The organism is Streptomyces sp. NPDC091280, assembly GCF_044768565.1.
Taxonomy (GTDB): Bacteria; Actinomycetota; Actinomycetes; order Streptomycetales; family Streptomycetaceae; genus Streptomyces.
This window is the reverse complement of the sequence record NZ_JBIVUZ010000012.1, coordinates 312,889-330,668: the sequence shown is the minus strand read 5'-3', so window position 1 is coordinate 330,668 and position 17,780 is coordinate 312,889. Positions and strand designations below refer to the sequence as shown.

The window sequence follows — 17,780 nt, the reverse complement described above, 5'->3', positions numbered from 1 at the left end:
GGCCTCGACTGAACCGCTGCTCGGCCTCGGCTGAATCATCGGCTGAACCACGGGCGCTCAGCCCTGGCGCGTCTCCCCGTCCGCCTACCGGTCCGTCCCCCCGTTCGCCTCCGGGTCCGGCTCCTGATCCATCTCCTGGTCCGTCGAGCGCAGGGCGGCGGTCAGCCAGTCGCTCCAGCGGACCACCGAGTCCGCGCAGGCCGCCGTCGCCGGCTCCAGTCGGCGGCGCGGGCCGACGACCTGGACGGCGGCGACGATCTCCCCGCGGAAGTCCCTCACCGGAGCGGCGAGCGAGTACAGGCCGGGCTCGGCCTCCTGGTCGACGATCGAGTAGCCGCGCTCGCGGGCCGCGTGCAGCCGGGCGAGGAAGTCGTCGAGGTCGGCCGGGGTGTTGGGGCCGTGCCGGACGAAGGCGGTGCGGGCGAGGACGGCGGCGACCTCGGTGTCGTCGGCGTCGAAGAGCAGGGCCTGTCCGGCGTCGCTGCAATAGGCGGGGTAGGCGCGGCCCACCCAGGACACGAACGAGGACAGCGCCGGCGGCATCGACTCAAGGATCGTCACCGAGCTGGCGCCTCGCAGGACTCCCAGATAGGCGCACTCCCCCGTGTCGGCGGCGACACCCTCCAGCGCGGTACGGCCGTCCCGGCGCAGCCGTGCCTCGGTGATCTGCTGGGCGCGCGCGTACAGCTCCCAGGCCACGGAGTAGCGCAGCGACGCGGGGTCGCGGCGCAGGAACCGGGCCGTCTCCAGGCTCCGCAGGATGCGGGAGACCTGGCTCCGTTCGCGGCCCAGGAGCGCGGCGACCTCGGCGGCGGTGTGGCCGCGCGGATCCTGCGAGGGGTGCTGGGCGAAGAGTCGTAGCACGGCCAGGCCGCGTTTCAGGCTGCTGTCGATGGTCATCGCGGGCCGAGCATAGCGCCGGGCGGAGGCTGCGCCCGGCGGTCATCATTGCGCGCGTATTGCAGATTCATTGCAAGGTGCGTGCATCATGAGCAACTTGACTTGCCTATTTCGCATCCGTGGATAGTCTCCCGTCATCCCTCGCTCATCAGGCTCATCTTCGTCAGGCTCATCAGGAGTTCGTCTTGTCCGCTCTGCGCCCGCTAGTACTCCTCGGTTCCGCGACGCTGCTTCTGGCGGGCTGCGCCGACCCCTCCGAGCCCGGCGGCGCCACCACCGGCACGTCGTCCGCCTCCTCTTCCGCCGCGGCCCCGATCGCGAAGAACGCCGCGCTCGCCGCGAAGGTCCCGGCCGCGTTGAAGGCGAGCGGGATCACGGTGGCCAGTGACGTCAGCTACCCGCCGATGGACTTCTTCGCCTCCGACAACAAGACGGTCGTGGGTGCCGAGGCCGACCTCGACAAGGCTCTCGGCACGGTCCTCGGCGTCAAGGTCACCATCGTGAACGTGCCCTTCGACTCGATCCTGCCGGGTCTTCAGTCGGGCAAGTACCAGCTCGGCGTCTCCTCCTTCACGGACACCGCCGAGCGGGAGAAGGTCGTCGACTTCGTCACCTACTTCGACGCGGGTACGTCCCTGATCGTCCCGGCCGGAAATCCGAAGGCGCTCAAGCCCGGGGGCGAGTCGCTGTGCGGTCGTACCGTCGCCGTCGCCAAGGGGTCCACGCAGGCCCTCGTGGACCTGCCGGCCCGCGCCAAGACCTGCAAGACGCCGATCAAGGTCAGCACCTTCCCGGACGGCACCGGGGTGAACCTCGCCGTCACCAGCGGCCGTGCCGACGCCGCCCTGGCCGACTCGCCGGTCGCCGCCTACGCCGCCAAGCGGTCCGGCGGCAAGCTGGAGGTCACCGGCGACTCCTACGGCAACGCGCCGTTCGGCATCGCCGTACCGAAGAACAGCGAGCTGACCGGGCTGCTCAAGTCGGCGCTGGAAGACCTGAAGGCGAGCGGCGGTTACGAGCAGATCCTCGCCAAGTGGGGCCTGGAGTCCGGCGCCCTGGACACGTTCGAGATCAACGCGGCTTCATGAGCGCGGAGTTGCCGGTCTACCGCCGCCGCAGGCCGGGCCGGTGGGTGCTGACCCTCGTCGTCGTGGTCCTGGCCGCGAGCCTGGTCCAGTCGTTGATCACCAACGCGCGCTTCGGCTGGGGCACGGTCGGCGCCTGGCTGTTCAGCCGGACCGTGATGACCGGCCTGCTCACCACGCTCGAACTCACCGCCGCCGCCATGGCGATCGGGCTCGTGCTCGGTATCGCGCTGGCGCTCATGCGGCTGTCGGACAACCCCGTGGCGCGGAGCGTCAGTTGGGCGTACATCTGGCTGTTCCGGGGCACCCCGCTGCTCGTCCAGTTGCTGTTCTGGGGCTTCATCTCCGCGCTGTACCCGACGCTGTCACTGCACCTGCCGCTGCTGCCGGCGATCGGCAGCGTCCCCGCCAACACGGTCATCACGACCTTCGCCGCAGCCCTGCTCGGACTCGGTCTCAACGAGGCCGCCTACCTCGCCGAGATCATCCGGGCCGGGATCGTCTCGGTCGACGGCGGGCAGACGGAGGCGGCGGACGCGCTGGGCCTGTCCCGGGCCCGGACGCTGCGCCGGATCGTCCTGCCGCAGGCGATGCGGGTGATCATCCCGCCGGTCGGCAACGAGACCATCTCGATGCTCAAGACGACCTCCCTGGTGAGCGTGCTGGCCTACGCCGAACTCCTGTACTCCGTGCAGATCGTGTACGCCCGTACCTACCAGACGATCCCGCTGCTGATCGTCGCCAGCGTCTGGTACCTGGCCGTCACGACTCTGCTCAACGTCGGCCAGCACTACCTGGAACGTCACTTCGCGAAGGGCGGCAGCCGATGATGATCGAGGCCACCGGTGTCCGCAAGTCCTTCGCCGGACAGGAGGTGCTGCGCGGGATCGACCTGTCCGTGCCGCGCGGGACGGTCACCTGTGTGATCGGACCCTCCGGGTCGGGGAAGTCCACGTTCCTGCGGTGCGTGAATCATCTGGAGCGGCCCGACGGCGGCCGGATCCTGGTGGACGGCGCACCGATCGGCTACGAGCCGTACCGGGACGGGCTGCGCGCGCTGCGCCGCCGTGACCTGGCCCGGCAGCGCCGTGACATCGGCATGGTCTTCCAGCGCTTCCATCTCTTCCCGCACCTGACGGCCCTCGCCAACGTCACCGAGGGACCGGTCGGCGCGGGCCGCCCCCGCGCCGAGGCGACCGAGGAGGCGTTGACGCTCCTCGACCGGGTCGGTCTGGCCGACCGGCGCGACGCCTACCCCGCCCAGCTCTCCGGCGGCCAGCAGCAACGGGTCGCCATCGCCCGCGCGTTGGCCATGCGGCCCAAGCTCATGCTCTTCGACGAGCCGACCTCGGCACTCGACCCGGAGCTGGTCGGCGAGGTGCTGGACGTCATGCGGGGCCTCGCCGCCGACGGGATGACGATGCTCGTCGTCACCCACGAACTGGGCTTCGCGCGCGAGGTCGCCGACGAGGTCGTCTTCTTCGACGACGGCCGGATCCTGGAGTCCGGCCCGCCCACCCGCGTCCTGACCTCCCCCGACCACCCCCGGACCCGCGACTTCGTGACGAAAGTGCTGTGACGGCTGTGACCACCTTCCGCGACGCCCTGGCCGCCGGCCCCCTGGTCCTGGACGGCGGCATGTCCAACGAACTGGAGGCCCAGGGCCACGACCTGAGCGGCACCCTGTGGTCCGCCCGCCTGCTCCGCGACGCCCCCGACGCGATCACCGAAGTCCACCGTGCCTACTTCGCGGCGGGCGCGCAGGTCGCCATCACGGCCAGTTATCAGGCCACTTACGACGGCTTCGCCCGGCTGGGCATCACTCGCGCCGAGACCACCACACTGCTGCGACGCAGCGTGTCGCTGGCTCGTGAAGCCGCCGAGGTCGCCGCCGGGACGGGCTGGATCGCGGCGTCCATCGGTCCGTACGGCGCGATGCTGGCCGACGGTTCGGAATACCGGGGCGACTACGGCCTCACCGTGGCCGAGCTGACCCGCTTCCACCGTCCCCGGCTTGAGGCGCTGGCCGAGGCGGGCCCCGACGTCTTCGCCGTCGAGACCATTCCGGACATGCGCGAGGCGGAGGCGGTGCTGATCGCCCTGGAGGGCCTGGGCGTCCCGGCCTGGCTGTCGTACAGCATCCGGGGGACGACCACCAGCGCGGGTCAGCCGTTGGCCGAGGCCTTCGCGCTGGCCCGGAGCAGCGACGCCGTCGTCGCCACGGGCGTCAACTGCGCCCCGGCCGCGGACACGGCCCCCGCGCTGGCCCTGCTGAACGGCCTGCCCGGCGTCGTCTACCCGAACGGCGGTGGCGTCTGGGACGCCGAGGCCCGCGGCTGGCTGGGCGCCCGGGACGAGATCGCGGATCTGGCACCCTCCTGGCTGGCCGCCGGCGCGGCGCTCGTCGGCGGTTGTTGCCGGGTCGGGCCCGCCGAGATAAAGGAGCTGGCCACCCGCCTCGACGCTTCGCGGGCGGACCGCTGAGCGGCCTGCCGAGCCCCGGCCCCCGCCCTACGCCCGCCCGCACAAACCCCCTTCCAACCGCACTCCTCGCAAAGCGCCGCACCGTCGTACAGCCCGGCAGCCGTGGTCGGCGGCATTCCGGCGCGTTCGACGAGGGTGGGCGCAACTCGCGGATGTGGACTCGCCGGTGGCTTGCGCGGACCACATGGCGCCGGTGACGGAATCGCGGACAGTGAGGGCCGGAGTTCCGCCACGACGAGGCTCATGGCCGATCGCGCCGGTCGCGCCACGCGCGGTAGGCGGGTACGGCGTCGGCCTGGGTCCGGTACGCGGCGAGGAGGGCGTCGCGGATGCGTGGGGCGCGCTGGGCCACCGGGTCGGTGTCGGGCCAGAGCAGGCGTTCGCGGACCCACATCGGGTCTCCGGCGAGCGGGCGGACCACGGCGTTCTCGCGTTCCACCGTGATCGCGCGGCAGAGCGAGACCCCGTACCCCTGGCTGATCAGTGAGAAGACCACGCTGGCGTGGGTCTGCTGGATCCGCCTGGGTGTGAACCCCGCCCGGCGGCAGGCGTCGCGGAACATCGCCCGCATCCGTATGTCCTTGCCGTCCCCGGGCAGCCACTGCTCGCCCGCCAGCGCGGCCAGCGGGATCTCGGGCCGGTCCGCCAGCGGGTGGTCCTTGGCGAGCAGGACGAACACGGGCTCGACCACCAGCACGGCCTCGGTCAGCCCGTCCGGCGCGGGCAGCTCGTAGCCGGGGTAGTCGGCGCTCAGCCCGATCTCCAGCCGCGACTCGGCCAGAAGTTCGAGCAGTGCCTCGTCCGAGTCGCTGAGGTGCAGGGACACCTCGGTATCCGGCAGCAGCTGCTTGCTGACCGTCATGAGCGCCGCGGCCATCGGACCGGCGGTGGCACCGAGGCGGAGCGTGGTCAGTCCGGTCTCGTCGGCGTCCCGGCGTCGTACGTCGCGCATCAGGTCGTCATGGAGGCCGGTGATCATTTGCGCGTGGGACAGCACGATCGCGCCGAGCGCGGTCGGTGTCGCCCCGCTTCCGCCGCGGGTGAAGAGCGGACCGCCGAGCAGGCGCTCGATCCGTTGCAACTGCCCGGTGACGGCCGGCTGGCTGTGGCCGAGGAGCACCGAGGCGCGGCTGATGCTTCCCGTCTCGGCGATCGCCGAGACGACACGGAGGTGGCGGATCTCCAGATCCATAACGCGATGCTATGGCCAACTCGGAGTACCTGTACGGCTGTTGGGATCACAGACTTTCGCTGACGCATCTGCGAGGGGAGATTCATGTCCAGACTTCGGCGGCTGACCGGTCCGGCGCTCACCGTCACCTTGCTGGCCGGCGGCCTGACCGGTGGCCTGACCTCCACCGCGACAGCGGGCCCCGCGCCCGGCCCCGGCCCTGCCGACTGGACCGTCGGCGGGTCGGCGGCCGTGCCGACCTCCGCCATGTCCGCCACGTCGTCGAAGGGCAGCTGGGTCACCCTGCTGACCGGCGACCGGGTCTACGTCGACGGCTCCCGCGTCTCGCTCGACCCGGCGCCCGGCCGCGAGCGCGTCGGCTTCAGTCAGAGCACGCACGACGGCCACCAGTACGTCATCCCCAACGACGCACTGCGCCTGGTCTCCGGCAAGCGGATCGACCCGCGGCTGTTCGACGTCACCGAGCTGGTGCGGGACAGGTACGACGACTCGCACGCCACCGAGCTTCCCACGATCGTCTCGTACGGCTCGGCGAAGGCCGCGCCGAGGATCCGCTCCGCCCGGGTCACCCGCGCGCTGCCCGCTCTGCGCGCGGCGGCCGTCGAGGTCCGCAAGGCCGAAGCGGGCGCCTTCTGGAAGGAGATCAAGGCGGCCGACGGCGTCCGGCACGTCTGGCTCGACGGCAGGCGTGAGGTCCAACTCGACGAGAGCGTCCCGCAGATCGGCGCCCCCGCCGCCTGGGCGGCCGGGTACGACGGGAAGGGCGTGAAGGTGGCCGTCCTGGACACCGGGATCGACGACACCCACCCGGACGTCGCCGACCGGATCCTTGAGGAGCAGAACTTCAGCGACGCGGCCGACACCACGGACGAGGTCGGGCACGGCACGCACGTCGCCTCCACCATCGTGGGCAGCGGAGCGGCGTCGGACGGGAAGTACAAGGGCGTCGCGCCCGGGGCGAAGCTGCTGATCGGGAAGGTCTGTTCCACCCGGACCTGCGCCGAGTCCGCCATCCTGGCCGGCATGGAGTGGGCCGCGCCGAAGGCCGACGTGATCAACATGAGCCTGGGCGGCACCGACTCCCCAGGGGTCGACGTCCTCGAAGAGGCCGTGAACCGACTGACCGCCCAGACCGGCGCCCTGTTCGTCATCGCCGCCGGCAACAACGGCCAGGACGGCGCCGTCTCCTCCCCCGCCACAGCCGACGCGGCCCTCGCGGTCGGGGCGGTCGACAAGCAGGACAACCTGGCCGACTTCTCCAACCGCGGCCCGCGCGTCGACGGCGCGATCAAGCCGGACATCACCGCACCGGGCGTCGGCATCGTCGCGGCGCTCTCCAAGAACTCGGACTATCCGCAGTACTCCCCCGGCTACACCCAGCTCAGCGGGACGTCGATGGCCACCCCGCACGTGGCCGGTGCGGCGGCCCTGCTCAAACAGCAGCACCCCACCTGGTCGGGCGCCGACCTGAAGGCCGCGCTGATGTCGGCCGCGAAGCCGAATCCGGCGCTCACCGTGTTCCAGCAGGGCGCCGGACGTGTCGACGTCGCCCGTGCGGTGCGGCAGAGCATCGTGCCCGGGGTGTCCAGCCTGGCCCTGGGCACCCAGGCCTGGCCGGCCGACGACGACACTCCCGTCACCAGAACCGTCACCTACCGCAACGACGGCTCCACGCCGGTCACCCTCGACCTGTCGACCACCGCCGTGGCCCCGGACGGAACGGCCGGTCCGGACGGCCTGTTCACGGTCAGCCCGGCGCGGCTGCTCGTCCCGGCCGGGTCGACCGCGGACGCCGTACTGACCGCGGACACCTCCGTGCGGTCGGCGACCGGTACCTTCACCGGAGTCCTCCAGGCGTCCGGCGCGGACGGCGTCTCGGTCCGGACACCCCTGACCATCACCAAGGGCCACGAGACCCGCACCGTCACGTTCAAGGTCACCGACCGCACCGGCGCACCGGCGGGCGACTACTCGCTCTGGGCGGTCGGACTGGACCTCGACGTCATCCAGTTCCCGTACGACGCCTCGGGGACCGTGTCCGTGAAGCTCCGGCCGGGCCGGTACCACATCCAGGCGCAGGTGGTCAGCCCCGACGGCAGCTCAACCCTGCTGGTCCAGCCGTCGTTCACCGTCGGCCACGACGACACCGGCGCGCTCGCCCTGGACGCCCGGGCGGGCACCCCGGTGTCGGTCACCGTGCCCAGGTCCTCCGCGCGAACCAAGCTGGCCGCGGTCGGACTGACCCGCGTGCTGCCGCGCGGCTACTCGGTCGACACCCGGATCATCGGCGCCGACTTCGGCACGCTGTACACGGCCGACCTCGGCGACAAGGTGACCGCGGACGAGGGCACGATGGTCTCCGACGTCACCAGCCGCTGGGCGGAGCCGACTTCGGACGGCACGTTCTTCAACTCGCCGTACGAGTACGACATCGTCGACTTCGTCCGCGGCCGGTTCCTCACCGACTACCGGCACACCGTCCGGCGCGGTGAACTGGCCACCGTGACCACCCGCAACCACAGCGTGTGGCCGACCGGGCAGAAGGGCTACATGCACAACTGGGGCTTCCCCGCCGAGGGCGGCAGCGCCATATCGGCGGCGATCCAGTACGACGTGCCCGGCACACGGACCATCTACTACAGCGCGAACGGCGTGACCTGGAACAACCGTTGGGACATCATCGGCGCGAGCCAGACCCAGTTCTGGTACGACGACACGACCTGGCGGCCCGGCAGGCGCTACACGGTGGACTGGCAACGCGGCCCGGCGGGACCGAAGTTCAACGCCCGCACCTACGTCGCCCGTGTCGGCAACACCGTTCTCCTCAACGTGCCGCCGTTCGGCGACGATTCGGGCCACACCGGCTACTCCCTGCTGGACAGCGGGCGCGTCGGTTTCTACCGGGACGGCACGCAACTGGCCGAGATCCCGAAGTACTTCTACGACGCGAGCGGACCGGTCCCCGCGGCCGAGTCGTCGTACCGACTGGAGTACGCCGTCGACCGCACGACGGGTTTCGACACGTCGACGCGGATCAGCGGCTCGTGGACCTTCAAGTCCGGTGAGGTCGGCACCGACAAGTGGACGTATCTGCCGCTGTCGTCCTTCTCGTTCACCCCGAGGGTCGACCTCGCCAACAGCGCCCCCGGCGGCAGGCCGTACCTGGTTCCGCTCAGCCTGAAGCCCCAGCCGGGTTCGGTTCCGTCCGCCACTCGCCGGATCAGCGTGGACGTCTCCTACGACGAGGGCGCCACCTGGCATCGGGTCGCCCTCCACCGAACCGGAACCGACACCTGGCTCGCGGCGCTGCACCACCCCGCGAAGGGTTCCGTCTCCTTCCGTGCCAGTGCGGTCCGGGCCGACGGGGGCACGGTCGACTACACGGTGATCCGCGCGTACAGCCTGCGCTGAGACGTGTGCGCCCAGCAGGGGCGTGCAGTCTGTGATCGTGTCGCCATCTCCGGGCTGGGTCGCATCCCGGCCCGGGGTACGGCAAGGCGGACGTCACACGTGTCGCTGTAGCCGGGAGGATCCGATGTCGACGGCTTCGACGGATCCGCCGTGCAGGTCTGCCCCGGTGATGCCCGGGGTGTCGCCGCTGTGCAGGTGGATCGACCCGCTGGGCCAGGTGAGTTCCAGGGAACCGTCCCGCTCGCTGACGCCCGCGTCGAGGACGCCCTCGAACAGGCGCAGCGAGACATCCCGGTCCTGGGACACCAGATGTGTGGCCCCGAGCCGCCCGTGGCCCTCGGCCGGGGTGTCCCACAGCGGTGTCCACCACAGCGGGTCCGTCGCCCCGGCCACGCTCGGCGAGGCGGAGGGGTCCCGGTCGGTGCTGCCGATGAGTTCGCCGGGCTTCGGGTAGGACTTGTCGGACTGTGCGAGCTGGATGACCGTGCGGTGGACGGGGTCCGGCATGATGAACGCCTCGCGCCATGACGGGTGTTCGTGGTCCTCGCCGACCACGGTCATCCCGAGGGCACGGACCCGGCGCACCGCCTCATGAAGGTCGGGCACGGTGAACGTGAGGTGATGCGGCCCCTCCCCTCGGGACGCCAGGAAACGCGAGAGGAATCCGTCCGTGCCGACCGGTTCCAGCAGCTCCAGGCGGCCACCGGTGTCGGCGGTGCCGACATGGAGGAGCAGGTAGCGGAACTCCGCGAGGACCTCTCCGGTGATGGGGACCGCTCCGAGGTCCCTGCGCAGCCGTCTGGCCCAGCCCAGGGCGTCGTGCACGGCGAAGGAGGTGTGGTCGATGTCGAAGTCGGACATCACGCACTGCCCTCCTCTGGTGTTCCCAGGTCCGTCCGACGGACCGCCGGGGCGGAGGTGTGCGTGCCGGTGCCGTGCGTGGCGGCGACGACCGCGGTCAGCAGCGCGTCCCGCTGGGCGGCCAGCGCCCTGATGCCCTCCGGGTTCGTGGCCGCGGACAGGCCCTCGACCAGGCTCGCCGCGGTCGCGTCGTCCAGGCGGGGTGTGCCGAGGTCGTCCCACCAGCGGTTGAAACTGTCGCCGTAGCGCTCGCAGAAGGCGGCGAGGCCACCGTCGTCACCGCCCAGGTGGAACAGTCGGGTGGGACCCATGACGGCCCATCGCAGGCCCGGACCGGACGAGACGGCGGTGTCGATGTCGTCGACGGTCGCGACCCCCTCGTTGACGAGATGGATGGCCTCGCGCCACAGCGCGGCTTGCAGCCGGTTGGCGACATGGCCCGGTACCTCGCGCCTGACTTCGATGGTCACCTTGCCCACCGACTCGTAGTAGCGGCGGGTCCGTTCGACCACGCCCGGGTCGGTGAGCTCGTTGCCCATCACCTCTACGAGAGGGATCAGGTGCGGTGGGTTGAACGGATGGCCGAGCACGAAGCGTGCCGGCCGCCGCCATCCTCCTTGCAGTTCGCCGAGGGTGAGGCCCGAGGCGGACGAAGCCACCACCGTGTCCGCTCCGAGGGCCGGCTCGATGGTGCGGTACAGCTCGTGCTTGAGGGCGATCCGTTCCGGGATGCTCTCCTGGACGAACTCCGCGCCCTCCACGGCGGCGCGCGGGTCGTCGCAGACGATCAGGTCGCCCTGGGGTTCGTCCGTCTTCGCCAGGCCCAGAGCGGTGAGCACCGGCCATGCCTCTTCGACCGTCTCCTTGACCCGGGCCTCGGTGGCGGGGTCCGGGTCGTGGACGGCGACGGACTTGCCGGCCGCGAGGAAGAGCACCGTCCAGCTGCGGCCGATCAGTCCGCCGCCCAGGGTCGCCACGCGTCCTCCGGTGGCTGCGGGCGCGTGGTTGTCCGGCTCAGAGAGCGACATGGTCGCCTCCCTTCAGTCCGAGGCGTTCCCGGGCCTGGCTCGGCGTGGCGAGTTCGTATCCGAGAGATTCGACGACGCCCCGGATCTTTCGCACCTGGGCGGCGTTGGACGGCGCGAGTTCGCCACGGCCGATGAAGAGGCTGTCCTCCAGGCCGACGCGCAGATTGCCGCCGAGCATGGCCGCCTGCGTCGCGAACGACATCTGGTGACGGCCGGCGGCCAGCACCGACCACTCGTAGGAGTCGCCGAAGAGCTTGTCCGCGATGGTGTGCATGTGCATGAGGTTGTCGAGGTCCGCGCCGACTCCGCCTAGGACTCCGAAGACCATCTGCACGAAGAACGGCGGCTCGATCCAACCCTGGTCGATCAGCCAGGCCAGGTTGTACAGATGCCCGAGGTCGTAGCACTCGAACTCGAACTTCGTGCCGTGGCCCTGGCCCAGTTCCTTCACGATGTACTCAAGATCGGAGAAGGTGTTCTTGAAGACGAAGTCACGCGTCATCTCCAGGAATTCCGGCTCCCAATCGTGCTGCCACTGGGAGTACTTCCCGAGCATCGGGAAGATGCCGAAATTCAGCGAGCCCACATTGAGCGAAGCCATTTCGGGAGAGGTCGCCACGGCGGCCCGGAGGCGTTCCTCGCGCGACATGCCCAGCCCTCCGCCGGTGGAGACGTTGAGGACCGCGTCGCACGCGTTCGCGATCCTCGGCATGAATTGCTGAAAGAGTTCCGGACGCGGGTCGGGCTTCCCGGTCTCTGGATTTCGGGCGTGCAGGTGGATGATCGCCGCACCGGCCTCGGCCGCCTCGATGGCGGCCGAGGCGATCTCGTCGGGAGTCACCGGAAGGTGCGGTGACATCGTCGGGGTGTGGATGCCGCCCGTGGGGGCGCAGGTCACGATGACTGGCTTGGGCATGGTGTCCCTCAGACGTTGGTCGTCGCGAGGCGGTCCGGACCTTCGGCGCCCTCGTCGTCCATGCCGACCAGGGTGCGGTAGGCGCCGACCAGAAGGCTGTGGAAGTGGTGCACCCCATGCTCGGACAGCCCGGTCCCGGAGGGGTCGAAGACGATGCGCCCCTGGTCGAAGGCGGGGGTCCGCATACCGCGCTGCACGCTCTCCACGAGCCTGATGTCCTGCTGTTGCAGGACGTCGTCGATGTACTTCACCGACTGGACCTCGGCGGCGCTGAGTTCGGGGGTCTCGAAGTAGAAGTCCCAGGTTTCCAGGGTCCGTTCGGGCCCGTCCGGGAGGATCTGCAACACCATGAAGTTGCCGCGTCCGGGGTAGCGCAGCAGGCAGGTGTTCGGCCACAGCCACCACACCGCGTGCTGACTGATCGTCGCGCCGGAGAGGTCGTAGGCGGAGTTCTTCTGTTTGCCGGCCTCGGCGAAGTGGCTGGACCAGATGCCGTGTGTCCTGACGTCGTAGGTGTCCATGTCGATCAGGTCGACGAACTCCTTGTGCGCGACATGGCAGTGGTAGCACTCCAGGAAGTTGTCGACGACGTTCTTCCAGTTGCTCTTCAGTTCGTACGTCAGGCGCTTGGCGTGGGTCAGTTCCGCTACGTCGGGCGCCCAGCGGGCGATCTCGGCCGCCAGGTCCGGGGCCTGGTCCACGAGGGGCCTGGCGGCCGGGTCGAGGTTGACGTAGACGAAGCCGCCGAACTCCTCGACCTGGACCTGGTCCAGACAGATCTCCGACTTGTCGAAGGTCTCCATGTCGTCGGCGCGGCGCGCCGCCTTCAGCTCGCCACTGAGGGCGTAGGTCCAGGCGTGGTACGGGCAGATGATGTTGCGGGCGGTACCGGACCCCGAGAGGAGTTCGTGCGCGCGGTGCTTGCACACGTTGTAGAAGGCGCGCAGCACTCCGGCACGGTCCCGGACCACCGCGATCGGCATTCCGGCGACGGTCGCGGACACATAGCTGCCTGGTTTCCTGAGTTTCTCGATGTGACAGACCCACTGCCAGGTACGAGCGAAGACGCCGTTGATTTCGGCGTCGAACCATTTGGGCTCCACATACGCTTCGGAGCGAAGGGACTTGGAGAGCGCGGGGTCTTTGTGAATACCCGCGGAGATGTTTCGAACATCATCGACAGTGACGGGAATCATGAACGCAGACTACTCACGACTGGACGATCGTTCAACCCTCGGTCGCGGGCTTATTCCGTGATTCGACGACGGTCGCGAGGGCGGCGCGGCGGGGCGGACGCCCAATGGACATCCGCCCCGGCGACGACCGCGTCCACGGTCGCGTTCAGTCGGATCCGGGAAGCGCGGGAGCCGTCGTCGTCACAGGTCGAGCAGGAGCCGCGCCGATCGTGCCCGGGACACACAGATGCACATGCAGTCGCCGGCCAGCCGCTCCTCCTCCGCCAGGATCGAGTCGCGATGGTCGATCTCACCCTCCAGCACATCGGTGATGCAGGTGCCGCACGCGCCTTCGGAACAGGCGTAGTCGACCTCGCGGCCCGCCGCCCGGAGCACGTGCAGAATCGACGTGTCCGCCGGGACCTCGAACTCCTCCCCGGTCGACTTGAGGACGACGCTGAACGAGTCGCGGGCCTGGTCGTCATCGCCGGGCGCCGCCGCGAAACGCTCGAAGAAGACCGTGCCTCGGTCCGACGCGTCCCGCGCGGCTAGCACGGCCGCGAGCATGACCTCGGGCCCGCACACATAGAAGTGCGTGTCCGGCGGATAGCCGTTCAGCAGTCCGGCGAAGTCGGGAAGCCCGTCCACGTCGTCACAGTGCAGGTGGTATCCGCCGTCCGGCCCGAGCGCCCGCAGCGGGGCCTCGAAGGCGGCGGCGGTCCGCGTCCTCACCAGGTGGTGCAGGTCGAACGGCCGGCCGTCGCCGCTCAGGGTGCGTGCCATGGCGTAGACGGGGGTGATGCCGATCCCGCCGCCGATCAGCACGATCGGCTGGTCGCCGGTCACCAGGGGGAAGTTGTTCCGCGGGGCGGCGATCCGTACGGTGTCGCCGACGTCGAGTCCGTGCATGGCGACCGAGCCGCCACGGCCGCCCGGCTCGATCTTGACCGCGACACTCGCCGTGGACCCGTCGGGCTCCCACTCGGTGAGGGAGTAGGTGCGGATCAGTCCGCCCGGGAGGTGCACGGCCACGTGCGCCCCGGCCTCGCAGCCGACGAAGGCTCCGTCGAGCGCGGCGAAGGTGAAAGCGGAAATCTCATCGCTCAACCGTGTTCTCCGGACGAGCCGAGCGTTCGACAACTGATCCACGGAGCGCCACCCACCACCGCCGGTCGCCAATGTGACCCCACGGAGCATAGGCGGAATTTGTACGACCGTTCAATACCTCGGCCCGTCACACCTGGGGCGGACGCTCCCCACTTGTGCCGCTACGGCGCCAGCGCGATCTCCTCGCACCGGGTCACCGCACGCCGCAGTGAAGCCCGGTCCAGTCCGAGCAGGGCGGTGAGCCACATGCCGTTCTGCACGACGTCGACGTCGGACGCCCGCCGGTCGCACTCCTCACGGTCCAGATCCGGCCGGGTGGCCTGGATGAGCACGGCCAGTCCTGCCCGGTAGCGCTGCTGCGCCGTCGTGTTGATCGCGGCGAAGTCCTCGTGCGCCTGGGCGAGGGACCACAGCTGAAGGCGCAGCGAGAGGTACTGCGTGGTCAGGAACTCCGGTGCCACGATGCGCCGCAGCGCCGCGCGCAACTGCGGCTCCGCCGACAGGTCGGGGTCGAACGCGACCAGGGCGACGTCCTGTTCCTCGATCCGACGCAGCGCCGCGCAGATGAGCTTCGTCTTGTCGTCGAAGTAGTAGTTGACCAGCCCGAGGGCGACACCGGCCTCGCGTGCGACGGCGCGCATGCTCACGCCGGAGATGCCGCGCTGCGCGAGAAGGTCGAGAACGGCATCGAGGATGCGCTCCTGCCGGTCTTTCTCAGGAGGATCGACAGGATTGCTGGTCATCCCGTCAGCATAACCGCGCTCCAGGAAGGCCCGGGGGCGCCGCACTTCACCGGTCGCGGCGCCCCCTAGCCTCCCGGTGCGGGGCCGGCGCTCGACGGGGAAGGGACGCTTGTCGAGGAACTCGTCGATGCCGAGTGGACCCAGTTGCGGCGCGCCAGTAAGCCGAGTTCGGCCGCCAGGTGCCGTGACCCGCATACGCACGAACAGCGGACCGCGAGGTGAAGGTGTGACTCATCGCTCCTCGCCCACCGGCGAGAGCAGGGTCTGAGCCTTGCCCAAGTCGACGCCCTGCGCGGCGAACCCGTTCGCAGCAGGTGACTGCTCCATGCCGTGGTTCGCGGACCGAGGCCGTCAGCCGTCAGGTCGTGCGGGGCCAGGTGCGCAGCAGTGCGGCGATCTTCGCAGCGTTGCACGTGGGATCGCGCAGCAGGTCGCGCAGGCCGAGTGCGTCCTCACGGGCGGGTTTGACCTGGATGCCGGACGCTTCGAGATACATCACACCGGTCGCTGCGGCGACGGCCATGTTGGAGCGCTCCAGCCACCGGCACCGGCCGAGGATGTGGATCAGGGCCGCGGCGCGCGCGTACGGGCCGTCGTAGACCGGTTGCTCCAGGAGTTCGGCCCGGTGGCAGGCGACGGCGGCAACCGGTACGCCGTAGTCGTCCGGCGCCGGGTCTCCGGCACCCGCCAGTTCCGCGACCTGGAGGATCCACGGGACGTCGATGTGCAATTCCATTACGCGGCGTGGGCTCCCCGCCCGGCGCGGCCGGTGTCCTGGTCCTCGGCCTCGTCGAAGAGGCTCTGGTGCTCGTCCAGGAATCGGCTCGCGGCGTCCAGGCCCCGTCGGCGCAGGCCGTCGGTGTCCTCGATGACGAGGCGGGCGATGTACTCGCCCAGATCCTCGCCAAGGTCCTTGGCCCGAGCCTGCGCGAGTTCCTTGATGTCGGAGTCGACGCGAACGCCGAGTTGGGTCTTCGCCATAGGCGGATGGTAACAGGTGTTACCAGGCTCGCGGGAAACAGCGGCCGGACTCGGTTCGCCCCGCCGCCAGTGTCGGGGTCCGCGAACGCGGTGCAGAACATCATCCGCCCCAACTGCCTGCCGGCGAAGGGTGTTCCGGGTCATCGTCCGTGGCCGGCCGACGCTCTGGAACACCCTCCCCTCTCAGGTCCGGCGGTATCGCCGGGCCGTCACCGGTCGACGGAACACAGGCACCGGACGTCCGTGCGTGCACGAGCGCATGCCGTGCCGGACGGTGTCAGCGGCTGCGGAACGGCCGCGACCTCCGCGCGACCAGGAACACCAGCGCGCCGCCCGCCACCAGCAGGACGGCGGCGCCCACCCGGAGCAGGACTCCGTCCGTGCCCGTGGCGGCGAGCCCGCCGCCCGTCGTCGTCCCGGTCCCGCTTCCCGCCCCGGAACCGGACGGGCTCGCGGTGGCCGTGGCCGAAGGGGAGGCGGAGGCGGTGGGCGAAGGGCTGGACGTCGCCGAGCCGGTGGCCTTCACCGTGATCGCGGCGGTGTCGTTCGCCGTGTCGTCGTCACGATTGGGGTACGCGGGGTTCTGGACCGCCCGTACGCTGCCCTGCGCGCCGGGGACGACCCGGTCGATCCGCACCGTGAACTCCTGGGTCACCGAGTCGCCCGGCTTGAAGTCCGTGCTGCCGATGTCGCAGGTGTAGCTCTTCGCGCCGGCCTTGCGCGGTGTGCAGTTCCACAGTGGCCCGGGATCGCCCTGCTCGCCGGGGCCGGGGGCGCCGGTGATCGTAGTGCCGGCGGGCGGGGTGACCACGAACGTGCCGGAGTTCTCCGTGTCCATCCACCGGAAGTTCATCAGGCCCGGCCCGTTGTTCCGCACGCCCACGGTGATGCTCACGGTCTCGCCGACCTTGCCCTCGACCGTGTCGCCGAGCGCCTGGTAGTCGGCGTGCTGGGTGGTGGCGAAGGTGCCGTACCCGGAGCCGGTGAATCCGGAGCCGGAGGGGACAGACTTCAGGCCGAGCGGCGCGCCGGTGCCGGTGTCGGGGAAGTCGGACGGGTCGTAGGAGTCGGGCGCGGTGCCGCCGACCGGCCACACGACGTAGGTGTTGTAGCCGTACATCGTGTCCTTGGAGGCGGTGTAGCGCAGGGGCACGTCCGTCGTGTAGGCCGTGCCGGGCGCGACCGGGGTGTCGAACCGGCACCAGGCGCCGATGTCGGGCAGGTCCGAGTAGTGGCAGTTGGAGTGGTCTCTGGCGAGAGAGACGCCGTCCGAGTCCTGCACCAGCAGCATGACGCCCTTGTCGGCGGGGGCGGTGCCGGTGTTGGCGAAGGCCGGGCTGCGTTCGAAGACGGCGCCGGGCTCGATGCCCTTCAAGGCCGGGTAGGGCCGGGCGGCGAGCTTCGGCCCGCCGACCAGGACGTCCGTCTTCCCCGTCACGGTGGCCGCGTCGGAGGCGGTGGCGGTGTAGGTGATGGCACCGGTGTCGCCCGCCTTGGCGGCTGCGGTGGGCTTCAGGAGGAACGGGTCGATCGACTCCTTGCCCGACAGCGGGCCCACGTCGCATCTCACCTTCAGAGTACCGGTGTTCACGCAGTCCCCCGTGACCACCATCGTCGCCTTCCCGGCCAGGGACGACGCGTCGACCGTGACCGAGACGTCATGGGCGTCGCCGCCCGAGGCGGTGATGCCCAGGCCCAGGTTCGGGCCCTCTCCCCCGGTGGGGAGGTAGTAGTTCTCCTGGGTGTCCAGGACGAGCGTCGTCGAGGCGGCGTGCGCGGCCGGGGCCGCGACTGCCATGACAGCGGTCACAGCGGTCGCGCATGCGACACCCGCCGCCGTTCGCCATGTTCTACGTATCGTCAGCACAGTACGTGGACACGCCAAAACACCGGAAGG

The 17,780-nt window shown here is 70.3% G+C and carries 16 protein-coding genes; 5 read left to right on the top strand and 11 right to left on the bottom strand.

The window, feature by feature from the left end; translation table 11 throughout:
* Positions 1 to 84: 84 nt before the first annotated feature.
* Positions 85 to 900, bottom strand: coding sequence for an IclR family transcriptional regulator (locus ACIQPR_RS34220; RefSeq protein WP_403656280.1), 816 nt, complete (start codon positions 898 to 900; stop codon positions 85 to 87).
* 185 nt (positions 901 to 1,085) lie between these two features.
* Here ACIQPR_RS34220 and ACIQPR_RS34215 point away from each other — a divergent pair, with 185 nt between their 5' ends.
* The 4 genes from ACIQPR_RS34215 to mmuM are packed head-to-tail and all read left to right on the top strand — an operon-like array spanning position 1,086 to position 4,469.
* Positions 1,086 to 1,988 (top strand): ABC transporter substrate-binding protein, encoded by a 903-nt coding sequence (locus tag ACIQPR_RS34215; RefSeq protein WP_403656276.1) that lies wholly within the window; start codon positions 1,086 to 1,088, stop codon positions 1,986 to 1,988.
* Entirely contained in the window at positions 1,985 to 2,815 is an 831-nt protein-coding gene (locus ACIQPR_RS34210; protein ID WP_403656273.1) for an amino acid ABC transporter permease, read from the top strand. The genes ACIQPR_RS34215 and ACIQPR_RS34210 overlap by 4 nt, the downstream gene beginning before the upstream one ends.
* Positions 2,815 to 3,564, top strand: a complete 750-nt coding sequence (locus ACIQPR_RS34205) for an amino acid ABC transporter ATP-binding protein (RefSeq protein WP_403656489.1) — start codon at positions 2,815 to 2,817, stop codon at positions 3,562 to 3,564. The genes ACIQPR_RS34210 and ACIQPR_RS34205 overlap by 1 nt, the downstream gene beginning before the upstream one ends.
* Positions 3,561 to 4,469 carry a homocysteine S-methyltransferase gene (mmuM, locus tag ACIQPR_RS34200; RefSeq protein WP_403656271.1) on the top strand — a complete coding sequence of 303 codons (909 nt, stop codon included), beginning with the start codon at positions 3,561 to 3,563 and terminating at the stop codon, positions 4,467 to 4,469. Before ACIQPR_RS34205 ends, mmuM begins: the two co-directional genes overlap by 4 nt.
* 241 nt (positions 4,470 to 4,710) lie before the next feature.
* Here mmuM and ACIQPR_RS34195 read toward each other — a convergent pair whose 3' ends face one another.
* The gene (locus ACIQPR_RS34195) at positions 4,711 to 5,661 is read right to left on the bottom strand and encodes a LysR family transcriptional regulator (protein WP_403656268.1); all 951 of its coding nucleotides are present in this window, start codon (positions 5,659 to 5,661) and stop codon (positions 4,711 to 4,713) included.
* Positions 5,662 to 5,745: 84 nt separating this feature from the next.
* On the opposite strand from ACIQPR_RS34195, the gene ACIQPR_RS34190 reads away from it, so the two are divergent.
* Positions 5,746 to 9,072, top strand: a complete 3,327-nt coding sequence (locus ACIQPR_RS34190; RefSeq protein WP_403656265.1) for a S8 family peptidase — start codon at positions 5,746 to 5,748, stop codon at positions 9,070 to 9,072.
* Between the two features lie 93 nt (positions 9,073 to 9,165).
* On the opposite strand, the gene ACIQPR_RS34185 is transcribed toward ACIQPR_RS34190, so the two are convergent.
* The 9 genes from ACIQPR_RS34185 to ACIQPR_RS34145 form a co-directional block, all read right to left on the bottom strand.
* The gene (locus tag ACIQPR_RS34185; RefSeq protein WP_403656262.1) at positions 9,166 to 9,933 is read right to left on the bottom strand and encodes a VOC family protein; all 768 of its coding nucleotides are present in this window, start codon (positions 9,931 to 9,933) and stop codon (positions 9,166 to 9,168) included.
* Positions 9,933 to 10,961, bottom strand: a complete 1,029-nt coding sequence (locus ACIQPR_RS34180; protein WP_403656259.1) for a 3-hydroxyacyl-CoA dehydrogenase NAD-binding domain-containing protein — start codon at positions 10,959 to 10,961, stop codon at positions 9,933 to 9,935. The genes ACIQPR_RS34185 and ACIQPR_RS34180 overlap by 1 nt, the downstream gene beginning before the upstream one ends.
* Positions 10,948 to 11,877, bottom strand: a complete 930-nt coding sequence (locus ACIQPR_RS34175) for a 3-keto-5-aminohexanoate cleavage protein (protein WP_403656256.1) — start codon at positions 11,875 to 11,877, stop codon at positions 10,948 to 10,950. The genes ACIQPR_RS34180 and ACIQPR_RS34175 overlap by 14 nt, the downstream gene beginning before the upstream one ends.
* Before the next feature lie 8 nt (positions 11,878 to 11,885).
* A complete protein-coding gene (locus tag ACIQPR_RS34170; RefSeq protein WP_403656253.1) occupies positions 11,886 to 12,980 on the bottom strand; it encodes an SRPBCC family protein in 1,095 nt (364 codons plus the stop codon).
* Positions 12,981 to 13,253: 273 nt separating this feature from the next.
* Entirely contained in the window at positions 13,254 to 14,249 is a 996-nt protein-coding gene (locus tag ACIQPR_RS34165) for a PDR/VanB family oxidoreductase (RefSeq protein WP_403656250.1), read from the bottom strand.
* A 71-nt stretch (positions 14,250 to 14,320) separates the two neighbouring features.
* Complete coding sequence (locus ACIQPR_RS34160) at positions 14,321 to 14,902, bottom strand: TetR/AcrR family transcriptional regulator (protein ID WP_403656247.1); 582 nt, start codon at positions 14,900 to 14,902, stop codon at positions 14,321 to 14,323.
* Between the two features lie 358 nt (positions 14,903 to 15,260).
* The gene (locus tag ACIQPR_RS34155; RefSeq protein ID WP_403656245.1) at positions 15,261 to 15,638 is read right to left on the bottom strand and encodes a fic family toxin-antitoxin system, toxin component; all 378 of its coding nucleotides are present in this window, start codon (positions 15,636 to 15,638) and stop codon (positions 15,261 to 15,263) included.
* On the bottom strand, positions 15,638 to 15,883 hold the full coding sequence (locus tag ACIQPR_RS34150; protein WP_403656242.1) for a hypothetical protein: 246 nt from the start codon (positions 15,881 to 15,883) through the stop codon (positions 15,638 to 15,640). The genes ACIQPR_RS34155 and ACIQPR_RS34150 overlap by 1 nt, the downstream gene beginning before the upstream one ends.
* Before the next feature lie 277 nt (positions 15,884 to 16,160).
* Positions 16,161 to 17,681, bottom strand: a complete 1,521-nt coding sequence (locus tag ACIQPR_RS34145) for a hypothetical protein (RefSeq protein WP_403656239.1) — start codon at positions 17,679 to 17,681, stop codon at positions 16,161 to 16,163.
* Positions 17,682 to 17,780: the final 99 nt, after the last annotated feature.

What these genes read in the sequence shown, in the direction of transcription:
- ACIQPR_RS34220 (WP_403656280.1), bottom strand. Translation starts at nt 900, where the DNA reads ATGACCATCGACAGCAGCCTGAAACGCGGCCTGGCCGTGCTACGACTC.
- ACIQPR_RS34210 (WP_403656273.1), top strand. Translation starts at nt 1,985, where the DNA reads ATGAGCGCGGAGTTGCCGGTCTACCGCCGCCGCAGGCCGGGCCGGTGG.
- ACIQPR_RS34205 (WP_403656489.1), top strand. Translation starts at nt 2,815, where the DNA reads ATGATCGAGGCCACCGGTGTCCGCAAGTCCTTCGCCGGACAGGAGGTG.
- ACIQPR_RS34195 (WP_403656268.1), bottom strand. Translation starts at nt 5,661, where the DNA reads ATGGATCTGGAGATCCGCCACCTCCGTGTCGTCTCGGCGATCGCCGAG.
- ACIQPR_RS34190 (WP_403656265.1), top strand. Translation starts at nt 5,746, where the DNA reads ATGTCCAGACTTCGGCGGCTGACCGGTCCGGCGCTCACCGTCACCTTG.
- ACIQPR_RS34185 (WP_403656262.1), bottom strand. Translation starts at nt 9,933, where the DNA reads ATGTCCGACTTCGACATCGACCACACCTCCTTCGCCGTGCACGACGCC.
- ACIQPR_RS34180 (WP_403656259.1), bottom strand. Translation starts at nt 10,961, where the DNA reads ATGTCGCTCTCTGAGCCGGACAACCACGCGCCCGCAGCCACCGGAGGA.
- ACIQPR_RS34175 (WP_403656256.1), bottom strand. Translation starts at nt 11,877, where the DNA reads ATGCCCAAGCCAGTCATCGTGACCTGCGCCCCCACGGGCGGCATCCAC.
- ACIQPR_RS34165 (WP_403656250.1), bottom strand. Translation starts at nt 14,249, where the DNA reads ATGCTCCGTGGGGTCACATTGGCGACCGGCGGTGGTGGGTGGCGCTCC.
- ACIQPR_RS34160 (WP_403656247.1), bottom strand. Translation starts at nt 14,902, where the DNA reads ATGACCAGCAATCCTGTCGATCCTCCTGAGAAAGACCGGCAGGAGCGC.
- ACIQPR_RS34155 (WP_403656245.1), bottom strand. Translation starts at nt 15,638, where the DNA reads ATGGAATTGCACATCGACGTCCCGTGGATCCTCCAGGTCGCGGAACTG.
- ACIQPR_RS34150 (WP_403656242.1), bottom strand. Translation starts at nt 15,883, where the DNA reads ATGGCGAAGACCCAACTCGGCGTTCGCGTCGACTCCGACATCAAGGAA.
- ACIQPR_RS34145 (WP_403656239.1), bottom strand. Translation starts at nt 17,681, where the DNA reads ATGGCAGTCGCGGCCCCGGCCGCGCACGCCGCCTCGACGACGCTCGTC.